This window comes from Frankia sp. CcWB3, from assembly GCF_977927595.1.
In genome coordinates this window covers 1-17091 of record NZ_CDWRCK010000035.1, presented here as the reverse complement: position 1 = coordinate 17091, position 17091 = coordinate 1, and the positions used below count along the sequence as shown (strand labels likewise).

The window sequence follows — 17091 nt, the reverse complement described above, 5'->3', positions numbered from 1 at the left end:
AGGTCGAGAGCGTGCCGGTCAGTGTGTGCTGCCGGGTGTGCGGGACCCGCGGCGAGCTGGCGGACCGGGTGCTGCGCTGCGGCACCTGCGGCGCGGCCGGCGTCACCATCGTCACCGGCGAGGAGTTCCTCGTCACCTCGTTCGAGGTGGCTTCCGACCCGGCGGCTCCCGACCCGGTAGTTCCCGGCACCGTGGAGGCGTGACGCGCGGTGGGTCGCTTCCATCCCCACCCGGAAGGGGCGCATCCCCACCCGGAAGGGGCGCCGCACGAGCACTCGGGTCCGCACTCACCGGCCGGGGTGTCCGTCGGGGACCATTCCGGCTATGGCACCGGGCCCGAACGGGTCGAGGTCCTCGAGCGGATCCTCGGGGAGAACGAGCGGGTCGCGCTGGCGAACCGGGCCGCCTTCGACGCCGCCGGCGTCACGGTGGTGAACCTGATGTCCGCTCCCGGCGCCGGTAAGACCACCCTGCTGGTCGAGACGCTGCGCCGTCTCGGCCCGCATCTGCGGGTCGGGATCATCGAGGGCGACATCGAGACCAGCATCGACGCCGACCGCCTCGACGGGCTCGGCGCGGCGATCGCCCTGATCAACACCGGTAACGGGTTCGGCGGGGAGTGCCACCTGGACGCGCCCATGGTCGCCTCGGCGCTGGGCCGGCTGCCCCTGCGCGACCTCGATCTCGTCGTTATCGAAAACGTCGGCAACCTGGTGTGCCCCGCCGAGTTCGAGGTCGGGGAGGACCTGCGCGCGATGGTGTTCGCCGTCACCGAGGGCGAGGAGAAGCCCCTCAAGTACCCGGTCATGTTCCGCTCGGCCGACCTGGTGCTCGTCAACAAGACGGACCTGCTTCCCCACCTCGACTTCGACCTCGAGGCGTTCCGGAAGAACCTCGCCGACGTCAACCCGGGCGTGGCCGTGCTGGAGGTCAGCGCCCGTACCGGCCAGGGGGTCGACGCCTGGTGCGCGTGGCTGCGCGCCCTACCCGGACAGCGCCCGGAGCCTACGATCGGCGGGGCCGTGCTCGATGACGACGGGGATCCAGCGCGGGTGGGCGCTCGACGACGGGCGCCTGGAAGGCGACGGTCTCGACGTCCGTGACCGCGAAATCGATGATCTCGACATCAGACGGCCCGAAGTCGGGTGCCTGGAAGAGGCGGATCGTCAGAGGCGGGGGCTCCTGCCGCGGCAGAGACCGCGGCGGCTCCGACGCGGAGAAGAGGGGGATCGAGGTGGTGGCGATGAGATGTCTCGCTTTCGGGGTGGGCTGCCGGAGTGGAACGAGGGGTAGGATGTCAGGGCGGTGACAGGCTTGCCCGCGGGACCTTCCGCCGCCTACGTGCCGTCTTCGGGTTCCGCGAATCGAAGCCTCACGGCGTCAGAGACGGGACATCTTGCTGAACGGGCTCAGAATGCGTTCCTGCTGGGAACCGAAATCGACGAGGACGGCGATTTCTTCTTCGACCCCGGTCACCTGGCCGAGGCCGTACCTGTCGTGGGTGACCCGGTCTCCTACGGCGAACCGCTTGCACGGCGGGGTGACCGGGGCCTTGAAGGGGCTGGTGGACAGACGGGGCCTGGGTACCGCTGACTTGGTCATCGCCTCCAGTATGCGCCTGCCGCACCGGGCGCCGCTGCTCGTCGTCGACGAAGACCAGACGATCATCGCTGCTCTCGCCGGCCAGGGCGCCCGGACGAGCGAGGTTGCCGACCTGCTGCCCGCGCGTGTCGCCGGGACTCTACCGGCCGCACCCTTGAGCGCCTGGCCTCCATCTACCGAGTGCTACCGAATGTTACCGAGGGTTATCGGTCGTGTGGGGCGCTGAGGTCGTCGATCAGCTCGGCGAGGACGAGTTCCTCGTCCACTCTGATCGCATGGTGCTCCAGCGCGGGGCGCAGGTCGGGGTCCCAGGCCGCGTCGACCGGCCGGCCAGCCAGCTCGCCGCCGGTCACCGTGGCCAGCGCCGCCTGATAGGACCGGGCGTCGAAACGCCATGGCCGCCAGCCGATCCGTTCCCGCAGCCCGTTGGCGATGCGGAGGCCGCCCCAGTCGAAGTCGCCGTGGTAGGCGAACCGCGCGCCCTGGCCGGCGAGCGCCGAGAGCAGGCCGATGACGGCGGCCGACGGCTGGCCGTTCACGCACACCAGCGGCGGGGTGCGGCCCGCCAGTTCGTCGGCGGCGCTGGCCAGCACGATCGGATTCTCACACAGGTACACCACTCCGAGGCCCACCCCGAGGTCGCCGCAGTCCTGGCCCGGGCCGACCTGGCGCAGAGTGAGCACGCAGGGCTCCCCCGCCTCACGACAGATGGCCAGGATCCGGCCGGCCGGGCTGTCCGCCCCGCCCGGCAGGCCCAGGCAGAGCACCGTGGACGACAGTTCGTCACGGTGCACCCCGGGCAGCGGCCCACGCGGCGCGGCGGCCCGCGGCCGAGCCGTCACCCGCCGGGTGGGATCCGCCCAGTACCCGGGCCGCCGCCAAGGCCAGCGTCGCCAGCGGCCGGCCGTCGTCGAGCGCGTGCGCGTCGCCGGTGCTGGTGGCGGCCAGCCGGCCCAGCGCCACGCCGGGTGAGGGCAACGCGTCGAGCACCCGGACCAGGTCGGCGACCAGCGGCACGCCGCGTCCGGGGTGCCAGCCAGCCGGCGCAGCAGGCCGGTGCTGTCCAGCCAGGACCGCCAGGGGGTGAGTTCGGGGCGCCGGGCGAGGAGGTCGTCCAGGGGCTGGTGCGCCTGCGCCCAGGCCCGTGACTGCGCCGCGGCCAGCTCCGCCCGCTCCGTGACATCCCCGGTGAGCTGGCGGACGGCGGCGGCGAGTCCGCCCGGCGCGGCGCCGCTGGACCGCAGCACCGCGTCGACCTCGTCCAACGACACGGACAGCGAGGCGCCGGCGCCGGCCCGGCGGCCCAGCAGCCGCTCGACCCCCCGCCGCTGGTCCGCGCTGGCCCGGCCGAGGGTGACTGTCCCGGTGAGCGGCCGGCCCAGCTCGATCCTGCGCCGCACCCGGTCGAGCAGCCACGCCGTGTGCTCACCGCCCAGCAGACGGCGCAGCCGTTCCACATCGCGGGCGGCTCCCGTATCGCGGGCGGCCCCGGTCGACGACGCGCTCACTCGAACGGCAGGGGCTCGGTGTCGCCGCCCTGCGCCGGATGGAGCGGCTGGGGCTGGTCGAGTAGCTGGGGCTGGTAGGGCACCGGCCGGTCGACGCGGGTGCGCTCGTGCCCGTCCCACCGCCACGGCGTGACGAGCACGGCGTCGATGCCGTCCCGGCGGGACAGCTGCGCGATCGCCAGGCCGGGGACCTGCGGGTAGCAGCCCCACTCGCGCTCGCTGGTCATCACCACATCGAGGTTGAACGCGGCGAGCAGGCCCAGGCACTTGGCCCGCGAGTCGTCGTCCACCCCGGCGAACGCCTCGTCCAGGGCGACCAGGCGGGGTGCATGCCGGTTGCCGGAGGAGTCGTAGAACGACGAGGCGGCTGCGAACAGCGGCACCGACGCCGCGAGCACCCGCTCACCACCGGATGCCGGACCGCTCGCCGGCCGCCACTGACCGTCCTGGAATCGCTGCACAGCGAACTCGTGCCAGCCGCGGTAGTCCAGGGCACGGGTCAACTGCTCGGCCCATCCGCCGGTGGTGTCCGCGCTGTGCTCCCGGTTGATCTGCTCCTGGAGGAACGCGCCGACGGCGGTCCGCTCGGCGGGGCTCCAGGCGTCGGCCGTCTGCCGCAGCAGCCGGTCGCGCACCGCGCTGAGCCCCTCGGGGGCGCTGCGGGCGACCCGCCACTGCAACCGCAGCCGCATGCCGGTCGACGTGGGCCGTTGCGCGAGGTCCGTGTTGATCCGGCGGACCTGGCTCTCGGCGTCGCTGATCAGTTCCTGCAGGGCGCCGGCCACCTCGTTCACGAGGTGGTTCTCCAGGATCTCGCGTTCCTTCGCGGACAGCAGCATCGCCCGCTGTCCGGTCTCCGCCTCCAGCGCGGCGACCAGGGCCGGGATGTCCTGCTTGCGGCCCTGGAACAGGACGTCGACCACGATCACGCCGTCGGAGACGATCATCCCGACCGAGTGGCCGTGCCGGGACAGCGCGTCGGTGAGAACCTTGTGCTCGGCCGACACCCGCTGCTGCGCCAGCTCCCACCGGCGGTCGGTGTCGTCGACGTCGTCGAGGGCGGCGTTGACCGCCCGGGCGAGCGTGATCGCAGGGTACGGCGCCCAGCCGGCAGCCGGGTCCGGGATCTCCAGGCCCGGGACGGCGACCGCGAGCAGGCCGGTGGCCGCGAACGCCCGGAGCTTCGCGACAGCCGCCTCGCGTTCGGCCGCGGCGGTGGTGATCGCCTCCCGCAACGTCTCACGCCGGCCGTGAGCCCGGCCCCGGGCGTCGAGCGCATCCCGTTCGGCGGCCCGCGCCTGCTTCTCCCGCTGCCCGCACCGGTCGAGTGCGGTGTCGACGGCGGCCAGTTTGCGGAACAGTTCGTCGACGGCGGCGCCGGCCGTCTCGACCAGGACCCGGTGACGCTCGGCGGCCGCGTCGGCCTGCGTCTGCGCCTCGGCGACCGCCTCGGCCGCCTGTTCCTGGCGTTCCAGCGTGAGGGTGAGTTCGTGTTCCGCCTCGGTCGCCGCGCGGCGGGACCGGTCCAGCGACTCCGCCGCCGGCCACAGCGCGGCCAGCTCCGCCCGATAGTCACCCAGGGCGTCCCGGACGCCGGCCAGCGCGGCCGGCTCCGCGGGCAGGCGCACGTCGCCGGCGAACTCCTCGGCCGCAGCCCGTGCCTCACCCGCGGCCTGCTGCCGGCGGGCCGCGACAGCTGCCGCCTCCTGGTGCTGGGCGTCGATCCGCCGCTTGGCCTTGTGCTCCGTGGCCAGCTGCGCGTGCGCCTCGCGCAGGTCGCCGTCGGAGGGCCGGGCCCCGTGCTCGGCGGCCAGCGAGAGCTGTCGGCCGGCCAGCTCCGCGGCGGCCGCGGCCAGTTCGTCGAGCCGTAGCTCGATCCGGGCCGCCTCGGCGCGCAGGTGGTCGAGCCGGGCCCGCCTGGCCGCCTCGCGGGCGCCCTCACCGATGTAGCCGGCGGTTTCCTTGCGCCACCCGCCGGTCAGGACCCCGTTACCGAACCGGCCGTCCACGGTGACCCAGGTCCCGATGCCCGAGGTCCCGCTGGCCGCCGGCCCGTGGGCCGCCGTCTCGTGGGCCAAGGAGTCGCCGGCCGGGCCGGGCCCACCGCGCAGGCCGATCGTCGCGAGGACGGCGGCGACCGCGGTGTCGCTCAGCCGGCCCGCGCGCGCGTCGTCGCGGTCGATCGCCGGCGTGAGCACCGCAGCCAGCCCACCCCCCGGCGCCGGCCGCCCGGGCGTGACCAGAACGTCGTCGCTGACGGGGTCGTGCAGCCGCCCGTCCGGGCCGACCCAGGCGTCGAGGATCCCGGCGGCCTCCAGCGCCGCCTCGATTCCGGCCCGGTGCTCGTCGGGCACGCCGTCGACGAAGTCGACGACCTTCCACAGCGGGGCGCCGTCCCGGCCGTCCCGCCCGTGCTCGTCGCGGGTGTGCGGGGCCGGCGGCGAGTCGTGGCCACCGGCCGCCAGCCGCTCGATCTCCTCGGCGAGCCGTTCGAGTTCCCGCCGGGCGGCCGTCTGCTCGCCGTCGAGGACGGCCTGCCGGCGGCCGAGACCGGCGGTGGCCAGCCGCGCCGCCTCGTCCACCGCGGTGGTGACCGGGTTGGGCCCGTCGAGCGTGTCCACCCAGCCGGCCAGGGCCGCCAGCGCGGCGTCCGGGTCGGCCGGCCGCAGGTAAGCGCAGCCGGCCAGGTAGGCCGTGCAGGCCGAGACGAGGCCCGCCCCGCGCTGGGCGGTCAGGTCCTCGGCCGCCGCGATCCGCTCGGCGGCGGCCTGCTGCTCGGCAGTGATCCGGTCCAGGTCGTCCCGGGCCGCGCGCAGCAACCCGTCGAGGCGGTTCACGGCGGCGCCCTGCTGCCCGACCAGGGCCTCGGCGGATCGCCGGGCGTCGCGGTACGGCGGTTCCCCGCCGTCCAGCTCGGTGAGCACCGCGGCGTGCCGGCCGGTGACCAGGGCGGCCTCGGCCGCCAGCCCGGCGGCCCGGACCGCGGCGTCGAAGCCCGCCGCGTCGGCCTGGACCGTGCGTTCCGCCCCCGTGAGCCGGCGCTTCCGGTCGCCGGCGGCCTCGGCCGCGGCCCGGCTGTCCCGGTCCCGCTGGGCGGCGAACCGGGCGAGCCGCCCGGCATCCTCCTCGGCGCCCCGCAGCGCCGCCGCGTCGCGCATCTCCGGGCTGTCCCGCAGCGCGTCCCGCCGGGCGGTCAGTGTGGCCTTCGCCTCCTCCACCTCGGTGAGCGCCTGCTGCGCGGCCGTCAGGGCCTCGACCGCCGCCTGATGCGCGGCGTCGGCCTCGGCGAGATCCCGCCCGTGCTGCTCGTAGCGGCTGTGCGCCTGTCGCGGCGGGGCGGCGTACCGTTTCGCGGCCACCCGGGCGTACCGGCGGTAGTGGGTCAGGAACGCCTGCGCCGCCGTTTCCGCCTCGGCGAGGGCGCGCAGCGTCTCCCGTTCCTCGTCCAGGCCCCGGAACGCCTCGGCCACGGTGACCACGAGCGCGGGGTCCAGCGGCGGCAACGCCTCGGTGAGTGCCCGGGAGAGCAGCTTCTCGTCGGGCTTCTTGGACAGCTGCGGCTGGCGTAGCTGGATCAGGAGGTTGACCAGGGCCTCGTACCGGTGCCCGCTGAGACCGAACAGCGCTTCGTCCACGGCACGGCGGTAGTCCGACGCGGTGTCATACACCGCGCCGTGGCCGTCGACGGCGTCTTTCAGTTTGTCCCTGGTCAGCGGCACCCGGGTCGGGCCGACCAGGGACAGTTGCGGACCGGTCCGCTGGCGGGTCACGAAGAACCAGTGCCGGACGATGCCGCGCCCGCTGACCGCCTTCAGACCGGCCCCGATCGTGCGGTACTCGGGGACGCCGTCACCGCCCAGCCGGCCGAACTCCAGCCAGGTGTAGCCGAGCCGCTCGGGATGCGGGTGCCGGCCGCCCAGCAGCAGGTTCCATTCCATCCGCTTGTTGCGGTCACCGTCCGGTTCGACCCGGTGCGCGGCCAGCTCGCCGTCCAGCAGGAACGGGAGCGTCAGCGCCAGGACCTTCGACTTGCCGGTACCGTTGTTGCCGCGCAGCAGCAGCCGCCTGTCGTGGAAGTGGAATTCTTCCACGTCGTAGTAGAAGAGGTCGACGAGGCCGGCGCGCAGCGGCTGCCAGCGGTCCTCTCGGGCCGGAACGGGAATCGCGGTCGAGGCCGGGGACGGTGTCGTGGCCGATGCCGGTGCCGATGTCGTGGACGCGCGGGTCGGTGCCGCGGGCACACGGGGCGAGGTGCTCATCGGCGGCTCGTCTTCTTCCTTCTGACCGGACCGCTTCTGACCGGACCGGCGCCGCCCGCCCGGCTGTCGTGGATCGTCGGCGCCTCGACGGCGTAGCGCGTGATCGCGGGCCGGGCGAGCACCGCCGGTGGTTCGCCGGCCTGGCCCGGCACGTCCGTGACCAGCCGCAGCGCGCAGCTTGTCCAGCGCCATGGCGAGCAGCTCGGCGTCGGCACCCGGTTCGGTGACGCCCCGCCGCCAGTAGGTGGAATGCTCGGCCGCCATCTTCCGAACGTAGCCACGCAGCCGGCCGACCGGCACCGGCCCCGCGGAATCTGGCTGGGCGGCGAGATACTCGGCGACCAGCAGGGTCACGTGGCCGTCGGTGCGCTGTTCCGGCATCCGTACGTCGGTGAGCTCGTCGTCGGGGTCGACCATCGCGATCCCTTCCGTGCGCATCTCGGCGATCAGACCGGTGGCGTCCTCGATCCGTCTGGTGATCGCCCGGCGCTGGCTGATCAGGTAGGCGCGCTCGTCCTCGGCGAGCTCGTCGTAATAGACGACGGGATCATCGAGCAGCCGGCGGGTCAACCGGTGGCGAAGCGACCGGTTGCGCAGGTCGTCGGTGTCGGGGACGGGCTCGTGGGTCAGCTCGGCGAGCCGCGCCCCGATGTCGTCGGCGTCGATGGTCGACGGGCCGCGGGTACCGGTCAGCAGCGACGCGAGCACCCTGCGGCGTACGTCGTACAACGCGTCGCCGCTGTCGCGCAGATAGGCGTCCTCCTCGCCGGCGACCCGATCCAGCACGCCGAGCGCGAGCAGCAACCGGACCACCGCCACGAGGTCGGAACGTTCGTCCCGGCGGCTGAGGGTGAAGGTGACCCCGGTGCGGGCCAGTTCCGGGTCGCTCGCCGCGACCAGCACCCCTTCGGCCAACCGGCCAAGGGTGATCTGGGTGTCCGCCGCCTCCAGCACCGACAGCGCGAGGCACAGCAGGACGTAGCGGCGCCGCCCGAACGGCGCTCGACCCTTCCCCTCCCGCGCCGGGTGCGTGTCGTCCTGGATGGTCGCCGCCGTCTTGAACAGCCGCGCCGACTCGGCGTCGACGACCAGCCGCCAGCCGGTTTCGGCGGCGAGCCACTCGCGCAGCTCGGAGGCGTGCCGGCGGACCAGCCGCAGGACCTCGTCGTCCGCGCCGGCGGTGCGTAGCGGCCCGGCCAGCAGCGCGCGCAAGGCCCTGCGCCGCGCGGCCCGGTTCTCCTCGGCGACCGAGTCCGCCGTCATCCGGACACCCGTCCGGTCTCCAGCAGCTCGAGCCGGTCCGGCCCACCGGCGAGTACGACCGGATCGAGGTCGTCCATCCGGCCATTCAGATCGTTTTGCCGGTTTCGGTCATTCCTGTCGTTCAGGCCATTCAGGCCGTTCCAGGCCGCCGGACGCGATGCCGCACCGGCCAGGTCGACGATCTCGACGGTGTGTTCCGGGCTGTCCAGGACGCCATCCTCGGTCTCGATCCGCGCCACCCCCCCCGCCGGGGACGAGGGTGAGCCGGATCAGGACCGTGCCGTCGCTGGACGTGGTCTCCACCTCGGTATCGCCCGGCAGCCTGGCGGCGAGCGCGTCCCCGAGCAGGCCGAGGAACAGCCGGAACGCCTGCCGGTCCAGGACGCCGAGCTGGGACAGCAGTACCGGCCCGTCGGTGGCGAGCCGGGCCCGAGCGGACGCGGCCTGCTCCGCCTCCCGCGCGGCCTGCTCGGCGAGCAGGCCGCCGCTGCTGCGCGCGGTCCGTGACCCGGTTCGGCGTTCCGCGCCGCTCGTAGGAACCGGTCCGGCGCAGCTGCGGGCTGATCCGCATCGGCGGCGCCTCCTGCCAGGCGGCGACGGTCTCCTGGCTGACGGTGAGATGCCGGGCCGAGGCCAGGCCGAAGGCGGCCCGCCACAGCCGGTGGGCCGCCGCGTCGTCAGGGGCCTCGGCAAACCAGCGGGCGAGCGTGCGGAAGTCCGCCGACCGGTCCGAACGGCCGGTACGGCGCTCGTTGAGTGCGGCGACGGTGTCGATGAGCTGGGTGATCGCGGTGATCGCCGCGCCCCGCAACAACCGTGCCTGGGAGGGACGGCGTGAATCCGCCGACACGAACCAGTCGTGCAGGCCGCGCCAGCGGTTGCGCCAGCCGTCCAGGGCCGCGGCGACCGCGGCGTCGTAGGCGGTCCGAATCCGCTCGGCGTCGGTTCGCCCGGCTCCGGTCCGTCCGGGGTCGGATACCCCGGATACCTCGGAGTCGGATATCTCGGGCACGTCGGGCACGGCGTCGGTCGCCTCCCGACGGGCCGCGAGCAGCAGCAGGCGTTCGACGCCGGCCCCCTCGACCTGACCCAGCAGGGTGGCGATCTCCGCGCCCCGGTTCGCCAGCTCGGCGATGAACCGGTTGATGTAGTCGATGAGCCGTTGCTTGTAGGCGAGGAACGCGTCCACGTCACCGTCCGAGAAGTCGATCACTCGGCGGAGGGACGTCATGAACGCCTGAGCGTTGTCGGCCAGTCCGGTGAACCGCTCCGCCAGCCCCAGCAGCAGCAGGTGTACCTTCGCCGGGTCGAGATCGGCGGCGTCGCCGGCCGTCATCTCCACCAGGGCGCGCAGCTGGGCGGCGATGTCCTCCAGCGCCACCGACTGCAGGGCGCCCCGGCGGCCGATCGCCACCTCGTAGACGGCGATCGCCTCCTCGGCCGCCTGCCCGGCCGGGGTCAGCTGGTACAGGTAGCGCGCCCGGTGGAAGTCCGCCACCGTGGTCACCCGGCCGGTGTCCGGGTCGGCCCGCAGGTTGCCCCACTCAACGAGCTTGTCCAGCGCGGCGATGATCGACTCGGTCTGCCCTGGCCGCCCCAGGTCCGCGAGCACGTCCTCGGGGCGCATGTGGACGATGAACCGGTCCCGCGCCCGCGCGAACGTCGTCAGCACCTCCCGGTAGACGTCCGCGTTGGGGGCGCTCAGGTGCGCGAACGGCTGCCGGGGCGGCGCATCACCGCCGGCTGCCGGCCCGGTCTGTCCGTCGCTCGTCACACCGCCTAGTATCGCCCACCATGCTACTGCGTGAACGGCGGGTGACCGGCTACCAGTGACACTACTGACGCGCGTCTGACGCGCGTCTGTCTGTACCTGCTGCGGGGGTGATGTTGCTGGCTGTCGGACGGCGCTTGACGATTGCGACGGTGGCGGTATCGCTGATGATACCATTCCGGGCGTGGCTATGACCTTGCGCTTGACGGACGCCGAGACGGAGGCGTTGCGGCGCCGCTCCGAGCTGGAGCAGCGGTCGATGCAGGAGGTCGCCCGGCAGGCGATCCGGGAGTACATCGAGGCGCACAACCGTGCGGAGCTGCTGGACCGGGTGTTGGACGAGGAGCTTCCGCGGTACGCCGAGGCGCTCCGCCGGCTCGGCGAATGATCTATCTGACGCTGCCCGAACTGCTTCACGTCGCCGAACGGACGCTCGGAGCCGAGCCCCAGGTCCGAGATCATGGCCTGCTCGAATCCGCGCTGGCCCGACCGCGGGCGACCGTCTTCGGTCACGACGCGTATCCCACCCTCGACGGCAAGGCCGCTGCGCTGCTGCACTCTCTCGCCCGTAACCATGCGCTCGTCGACGGGAACAAACGCCTCGCTCTCGCCGCGCTCATCGTCTTCTATGGTCTTAACGGCCGCCGTCTGACGCTGACCAACGAGGGCGCCTACGACCTGGTGATCAGCGTCGCGGCGGGGGCGTGCGATTCTGTCGAGGAGATCACCAGGATTCTCGCGGAGGCGAGCGAACCCGGTCGATGAGAGTCGCCTCGTGGCAGCCGTCCAATGCGTCATGACCATGACGGCAGAGGCGTCACGCGACCAAGAAAATATATGCTGTGAGCTGCGTCGACACCGCTATAATGATCGAACTCTGAAGTGGTGAGACCGGACAGGCGGGGGTGGTCGTGGAGCCGCGCCAGCTGAGCCTTGAGCTCTTGTCGAGATCCGCGTCGGTCCCGCGATTGGCTTGATCTTCAGGCGTGATGGACCGGGGGACCGCGGATGTTCGGCCATCACGCCATCGGCGCGGTCTCACTCCTCGACCAGGGCGTCGTCTCCCATCACGCCGCGCAGGCTGGCGATGGCCTGCTCGAGCGCGTCGATCGTGATCTCGCGGTCGGGCGCGCTCACTTCTCCCATGGCCTCCTCGGCGAGTTCTGACCAGGCCTGCTCAATGGCGGGTACCAGCGCCTGGCCCGCATCCGTCACCACGATGCGCACCTGGCGGCGGTCGGTGGCGACCGGCTCGCGCCGGAAGTACCCGGTCTTCTCGAGTCGCGCAAGGCTGCGGGTCGCGGTCGGCGGCTCGACGCCGAGCCGGGCCGCCAGCTCCGAAATCGTCATCCCGCCGCGATCTTGGGCCAGGTGCCACAGCAGCACGTCCTGGCCGGGGTGGAGCCCGAGCGCGGCGAATCGGCGCGCCCTCGCGGCGCGGTAGAGCTTGCCCATCTTGGTCAGCGCCCGGTTGAGGCGCATGGCTTCGCCTGCGTCCACGCTGGCTATCGTATATTTACATAGTCGGCTAACATATAGCTGGCTAATAGGTGTTCGGCTAATCGTTTGGGAGGATGATTATGGATCTTGGGTTCGAGGGTCGGATCGTGTTGGTCACGGGGGCGTCAGGTGCGATCGGCGCCGCGGTCGCCAGGTTGTTCGCGCATGAGGGTGCCTACGTCGGCGTGGGCTGGCACCACAACGAAGAGGGTGCCCGGCGCCTCGTCGACGCGATCGTCCGTACGGGCGGGAAGGGGGTGGCGGTGCGGCTGGACCAGCGGGACCACGGCTCGGTCGAGGCCGCGGTGGGTGAGGTGCGGACCACGCTCGGGGAGATCACGGTCCTGGTCGCGAACGCGGTCGCATGGCCGACGGGGCCGACCGAGACGTGGGAGAGCCTCACCGACAGCCTCACCGCAAACGTCACCGGGACGATGGCAGCGGTCGGCGCCGTGCTGCCCGGCATGAGGAACGCCGGGTGGGGCCGGCTGGTGCTGGTGTCCTCGGACCTCGTCGAGCAGCCGCTGCCTGCGGCGGTCTCCTACCCCGCGGCGAAGGGATCGCTCGAGACCGCGGCCCGGGTGCTCGCGGCGCGAGAGGCGCGGTACGGCATCCTCACGAACGTCGTACGGCCCGGCTTCACCCTGACCGATCGGGCGCTGAGTGCACCGTGGCTCGGCCAGAAGGCCGTGGATGCTGAGGCAGCGAAGACGCCGACCGGCGGCATCTGCACGCCCGAGGACGTCGCCTCCGCCGTCGCCTACCTCGGGTCGGCCGCCAACAGTCACATCAACGGCGAGGTGCTGTCGGTGACGGGTGGACGGCACCTTACCCGTTAGGACCCCGCGCGTTCTTGCCGAACCGCTCAGCCGCCTCCAAGATCGCATCTTGCATTGCGGAACTGCCGGTATGGCCTGAGTCGTCGATTACCTTCAGCTCCGCGCCCGGCCATGCCTTGGCGAGCTCCCAGGCGGTCTTGAGCGGGCCGCTCAGGTCGAGTCGGCCGTGAATCAGCACCCCTGGGATCCCGGCGAGCCGGTGTATGTCGCGCAGCAGTTGGCCGTCCTCAAGCCAGGCGTCATGCGCGAAGTAGTGCACGCAGATCCGGACGAAGGCCATCATCGCGTCGTCGGCTTTGGCACTGTACTGGCCCGGCGTGCCGAGCGTTTCGTGGGCGATGACGGCGTCTTCCCAAGCGCACCAGGCCCGCGCTGCCTTGACCCGGACTGCCTCGTCCGGGCTGGTGAGCAGCCGGTTGTAGGCGGCTACAAGATTGCCATCCCGGTCGTCTGCCGGCAGCCCGTCGCGGAATGCCTCCCAGGGGGCTGGTAGCAGGCGGCCGACGCCGCGGTAGAGCCAGTCGATCTCTTCGGGCCGGGTCATGGTGACTCCGACGATGATGATCTCGGAGACTCGTTCGGGGTGGCGCTCGGCATAGGTGAGGATCAGTGTCGAGCCCCACGAGCCGCCGTAGAGGAGCCACCGGTCGATGCCCAGGTGCTCGCGTAGCCGTTCCATGTCGGCGATGAGGTGCTCGGTGGTGTTGTGCTCCAGGCTGACGGTCGGGTCGGAGGCGTGCGGCCGGCTTTCACCGCAGCCGCGCTGGTCGAACAGGACGATCCGGTAGACCTCGGGGTCGAACATTCGGCGGCTGCCGCGGCGCCCGCCGCTGCCGGGGCCACCGTGCACCCACAATGCCGGCTTCCCGGCTGGGTTGCCGCTGGTCTCCCAGTAGATCTGGTTGCCCTCGCCGACCTCGAGGAGGCCGTGCGCATACGGGTCGATGGGTGGGAACGACTGCCGCATCTGCTGCCCTTCGGAAGGGAAGACGGGAACCTGCGAGATCGCCGGTGGCTGAAGCGACTACCGTCCTGGCCGGCCAGCCTTCGCCGGATCCTCACCTGCCTGATCCCGTTCCGCCTCCTGCAGCAGGTCTGGCAGGCCTGGACCGCCACCCCGATGCCTCACCTACTCCGCGAACTGATCGACATGCTCGCCGCCGGACACCGGCTCTGTCTCTACCTACCCAGTAGATCACAAACGGGACGGTCATCAGCCCCAGCGCCGGCTCAGCTTTCGGCGGGGGGGATGTTGGGGTTGAGCCGGAATCGGTTCTCCGGGTCATAGGTGCGCTTCACTCGCCGCAGCCGCTCGACGTTGCGCCCCCAGGCCCGTGCCCGGTCGGCGTCGTCGAGATCCGCGTCGCCGCCGAAGTTGAGGTAAGTGCCCGATGCGGACCGAAGCTTGACGGCCTCGCTGTAGGCATTGCGCACCCAGCGGATGTTTGCGTCGTCTTCGGCGGGGTCCAGCCAGTTTCCGTCGATGCTCAGCAGGTACCGAGCGATGCGGTCACCGAACGCGGTTTCGGTTGTCCCTACACGTGACATGGCGCCTCCCAGGAGAGGCAGGTGCACCATCGTCGTCGGGTGCGGGCGGTCGTGGCTGATGCGCGCCACGAACGTGGTCGCGTCCTCATCGAGTCTGTCCAGGTAGACGGACTTCCAGTAGCTCTGGAGTCCGCCCTTAGGGAAGAAGGGATCGAGGGAGGATTGCGCTGTCCGGTACGACAGGGCCTGGCTCATGTCGGCAAGCGGCGTGCCAAACTCGGAAAGCGCCCGGCACGCTCGCTGACCCTCGTCCGGGGCGCCGGCATACAGGGCGGCCGTGATGAGCACGTCGCGGTTGTGCACGGCGGGCGGGAGCGTCGGTGCATCCGGCAGCGACCACAGGAGGGCACGGCTGGTGACCTCGTCAGGGACGGTGGACGTCCAGTCCTGCCAGCGGGGAAGCACCTCGGTAACGGCGTCGATCGGGTGGACGATTATGCCGTTCCAGACCATCGGGCCCAACGGATAGGCCTCGAACTCGAAGGACACCACCACACCGAAGTTGCCGCCCCCGCCACGCAACGCCCAGAACAGGTCCTCATGTTCGGTCCCGTCGCACCGTATGATCTTGCCGCTGGCTGTCACGACCTCGGCGGCGCGCAGCGCATCACAGGCCAGACCGTATTTGCGGTGGAGCCAGCCGATTCCGCCACCGAGTGTCAGACCCGCGACGCCCGTGGTCGACACGACCCCGCCAGGTACCGCGAGTCCATACAGCTGCGTCTCACGGTCGACGTCGCCCCAGGTCGCACCACCCGCCACTCGCACACGTCGCTGATCCGGGTCGACCCAGACACCCCGCATCATCGACAGATCGATCATCAAACTGTCGTCGGCCGTGCAGGTCCCGGCGATGCTGTGGCCGCCGCCGCGGACAGCGACGAGCAGGTCCCGCCTGTGGGCGAGGCTGACGGCGTCGACGACGTCGGCGGTCCCGGTGCATCGGATGATCAGACCAGGTCTGCGGTCGAGCATGGCGTTCTGGACGACTCGGATGTCGTTATACCCCAGGTCGTCCGACGTCAGAACCTGCCCGCGGAAGATCGTGCGGATCTCCTCGACCGTCTCGTCCGAGAGCGTCTGCCGTTCGCCATCCAGCGTGAGTATCTGTGCCGACATCGAGCGATCTCCCCTCATCGCTTGCCGATGTCTCCGGTGGGCATCGGTCTGCGTTACTCGCTTCTACAGGGTGACGCGACGGCTGGATCGTCGCAAAATAACCGGTGGGAGCTGCGTCATTTTCTTGATGTGGACGATCACGAAATTTCCCAGCCGTGAGGGGCTGACGGTCACGTAATTCCTCACTCCGATCACGTAATTCCCTGGGAGTGCGTGTCGGGTTTGGGCTGGTCCGCCGGTCGGAGGGGGTTTTGTGCACCCAGCCAGCACCAATGCGAACCTGAACCTGTAGGTCACCCCTGAAGGGGAGTGCCACGAAGACTGCCGGCAACCGGTCCTGTCGTGGGGTCCCGCGCCTGCCTGCTGCGGATGTTGTGTTCGGACCCGGAGTGCTTCTACTGGCCCCGTTCACCTGGAGGCGGGTTCTCCTCCGACTCGCCGGGTCGGCCCTCGGCATTCCTACGGTCGTCGCTGCCGGAAACATTGCAGATTGGGCACTTGTTTGCTGGAATGCTGTGCTTGCATTGTGCTGGCAGACTCGGCATGCCTCTTGTGGACATTAATTCTCACCTCACGTGGCCGATGTACGGTTCCGTAGCGCCCGGTTAGCGTGTTCGTCCCGCAGGATGACAGTCAGTTCGGCGAGTGCGGCCAATATTGCCACTCCGAACCCGGCCCACCGCCATCCCGTCTCTGCACCGGACAGCGGCGTGCCTGCGGAATAGGAAGCTGGCGGTGTCATGATAATGGCAACGCCTACGGCGAGCAAAACAATGCCGGCGTTGTAGGTGCGCTGGCAACGCCGGTACCATCGTGGCCAGGTTTCCATGTCGGCCCGTTGGACCTGAGCGCGTGCATGCTCGTCGACGTCGGGATCGAGATCCGAGATGCGGCCCCAGGCTTCCACGTCCTGCTTGCTGTAGAGCACGGCGCGTCCGTGGAAGCCGAACTGCACGCACGCGACGAAGGCCACACAAGCTACTACCATGGCCAGCATCGCCGCGCCTGGCCACCGAAGCGATGTGGGTGCCTGCGCGATGACGCCGAGGAGGGTCAGGGAGAACCCAGCGAGTAGCGGCGCGGCGACACCGACCTTGGTGTCGAAGGCGGCTGGCTGGCCGAAGTCACCGGGCCCGGACCATCGTGGCCCCGGGTTTCGACCAGAGGCTGGTGAATCGGGGCTGGGTGGCGATGGCGGGGGAGCGTCGGTGGCTGACATACCTGGACTCTGCCCTCGATGGTTCCGCCGCGCTGGCTCTTCTGCGCCTGACAGCGTACAACGCTGTGGGATGGCCCGATGTGAAAGCTCTGCGGAGAGTAGATACTCCTGCCGTCGAGGCGGGGGACGGGGAGTGTGAGTGGTGAGTTTCGCCCGTCGCCGCTGGTTCGACCTTCTCTGCCGAGACGTGCTTCAGCTGGCCGGCTCGTCGGCAGGCGTGAGCCACGCGTATGTGCCGGTGCGTCATCGGCCACTTCTGGGAGCGGCTGCCGTGGTGGCGTGGATCTGCCGGAGCGCGAGCATCGCCATGACCACCTCGCAGATTGTGGAGCGTCTAGGGCCTGTTTGGGAAGTATGTCCCGAGGCTGGCCGTGGATCTGATGGTGATTTTCGGATTGCATGATCCGTTGTGTGGCGCGGGGTGACCTGACGAACGAGCGGTGGGCCGTGCTGGAGCCGTTGC

Annotated in this window: 12 protein-coding genes and 2 pseudogenes; 5 read left to right on the top strand and 9 right to left on the bottom strand. The window is 71.1% G+C overall.

The window, feature by feature from the left end; translation table 11 throughout:
- Both ACY5KJ_RS04885 and hypB read left to right on the top strand, forming a co-directional pair.
- A partial coding sequence (locus ACY5KJ_RS04885) for a hydrogenase/urease maturation nickel metallochaperone HypA (RefSeq protein ID WP_462202867.1) occupies positions 1–203 on the top strand: 203 nt, incomplete at its 5' end.
- 6 nt (positions 204–209) lie between these two features.
- Positions 210–1103 (top strand): hydrogenase nickel incorporation protein HypB, encoded by an 894-nt coding sequence (gene hypB / locus ACY5KJ_RS04880; RefSeq protein ID WP_462185805.1) that lies wholly within the window; start codon positions 210–212, stop codon positions 1101–1103.
- Between the two features lie 277 nt (positions 1104–1380).
- On the opposite strand, the gene ACY5KJ_RS04875 is transcribed toward hypB, so the two are convergent.
- The 5 genes and pseudogenes from ACY5KJ_RS04875 to ACY5KJ_RS04855 all read right to left on the bottom strand — a co-directional run.
- Entirely contained in the window at positions 1381–1602 is a 222-nt protein-coding gene (locus tag ACY5KJ_RS04875; RefSeq protein ID WP_462185804.1) for a hypothetical protein, read from the bottom strand.
- A gap of 203 nt (positions 1603–1805) precedes the next feature.
- The gene (locus ACY5KJ_RS04870) at positions 1806–2396 is read right to left on the bottom strand and encodes a TIGR02679 family protein (protein WP_462185835.1); all 591 of its coding nucleotides are present in this window, start codon (positions 2394–2396) and stop codon (positions 1806–1808) included.
- Positions 2386–3002 (bottom strand): annotated as a pseudogene (locus tag ACY5KJ_RS04865) (TIGR02679 domain-containing protein). The gene ACY5KJ_RS04870 and the pseudogene ACY5KJ_RS04865 overlap by 11 nt, the downstream one beginning before the upstream one ends.
- A gap of 104 nt (positions 3003–3106) precedes the next feature.
- Positions 3107–8632 (bottom strand): TIGR02680 family protein, encoded by a 5526-nt coding sequence (locus ACY5KJ_RS04860; RefSeq protein WP_462202866.1) that lies wholly within the window; start codon positions 8630–8632, stop codon positions 3107–3109.
- Positions 8633–8796: 164 nt separating this feature from the next.
- Positions 8797–10406 (bottom strand): annotated as a pseudogene (locus tag ACY5KJ_RS04855) (TIGR02677 family protein); the annotation flags it as partial.
- Between the two features lie 187 nt (positions 10407–10593).
- Here ACY5KJ_RS04855 and ACY5KJ_RS04850 point away from each other — a divergent pair.
- Together ACY5KJ_RS04850 and ACY5KJ_RS04845 are read left to right on the top strand one after the other, a co-directional pair.
- Positions 10594–10791, top strand: a complete 198-nt coding sequence (locus ACY5KJ_RS04850) for a ribbon-helix-helix protein, CopG family (RefSeq protein WP_462185833.1) — start codon at positions 10594–10596, stop codon at positions 10789–10791.
- Entirely contained in the window at positions 10788–11168 is a 381-nt protein-coding gene (locus ACY5KJ_RS04845; protein WP_462185803.1) for a type II toxin-antitoxin system death-on-curing family toxin, read from the top strand. The genes ACY5KJ_RS04850 and ACY5KJ_RS04845 overlap by 4 nt, the downstream gene beginning before the upstream one ends.
- A gap of 273 nt (positions 11169–11441) precedes the next feature.
- Here the strand turns inward: ACY5KJ_RS04845 and ACY5KJ_RS04840 are convergent, their stop codons facing one another.
- Complete coding sequence (locus ACY5KJ_RS04840) at positions 11442–11903, bottom strand: MarR family winged helix-turn-helix transcriptional regulator (protein WP_462185802.1); 462 nt, start codon at positions 11901–11903, stop codon at positions 11442–11444.
- Between the two features lie 107 nt (positions 11904–12010).
- On the opposite strand from ACY5KJ_RS04840, the gene ACY5KJ_RS04835 reads away from it, so the two are divergent.
- A complete protein-coding gene (locus tag ACY5KJ_RS04835; protein WP_462202865.1) occupies positions 12011–12742 on the top strand; it encodes an SDR family NAD(P)-dependent oxidoreductase in 732 nt (243 codons plus the stop codon).
- Here the strand turns inward: ACY5KJ_RS04835 and pip are convergent.
- The 3 genes from pip to ACY5KJ_RS04820 all read right to left on the bottom strand — a co-directional run bounded on the left by pip (position 12732) and on the right by ACY5KJ_RS04820 (position 16406).
- Positions 12732–13709 carry a prolyl aminopeptidase gene (gene pip / locus ACY5KJ_RS04830; protein ID WP_462185800.1) on the bottom strand — a complete coding sequence of 326 codons (978 nt, stop codon included), beginning with the start codon at positions 13707–13709 and terminating at the stop codon, positions 12732–12734. The two genes, ACY5KJ_RS04835 and pip, sit on opposite strands and share 11 nt — an antisense overlap.
- Positions 13710–13972: 263 nt before the next feature.
- On the bottom strand, positions 13973–15409 hold the full coding sequence (locus ACY5KJ_RS04825; protein ID WP_462185799.1) for an FAD-binding oxidoreductase: 1437 nt from the start codon (positions 15407–15409) through the stop codon (positions 13973–13975).
- Positions 15410–15980: 571 nt separating this feature from the next.
- Entirely contained in the window at positions 15981–16406 is a 426-nt protein-coding gene (locus ACY5KJ_RS04820) for a hypothetical protein (RefSeq protein WP_462202864.1), read from the bottom strand.
- Between the last annotated feature and the right edge of the window lie 685 nt (positions 16407–17091).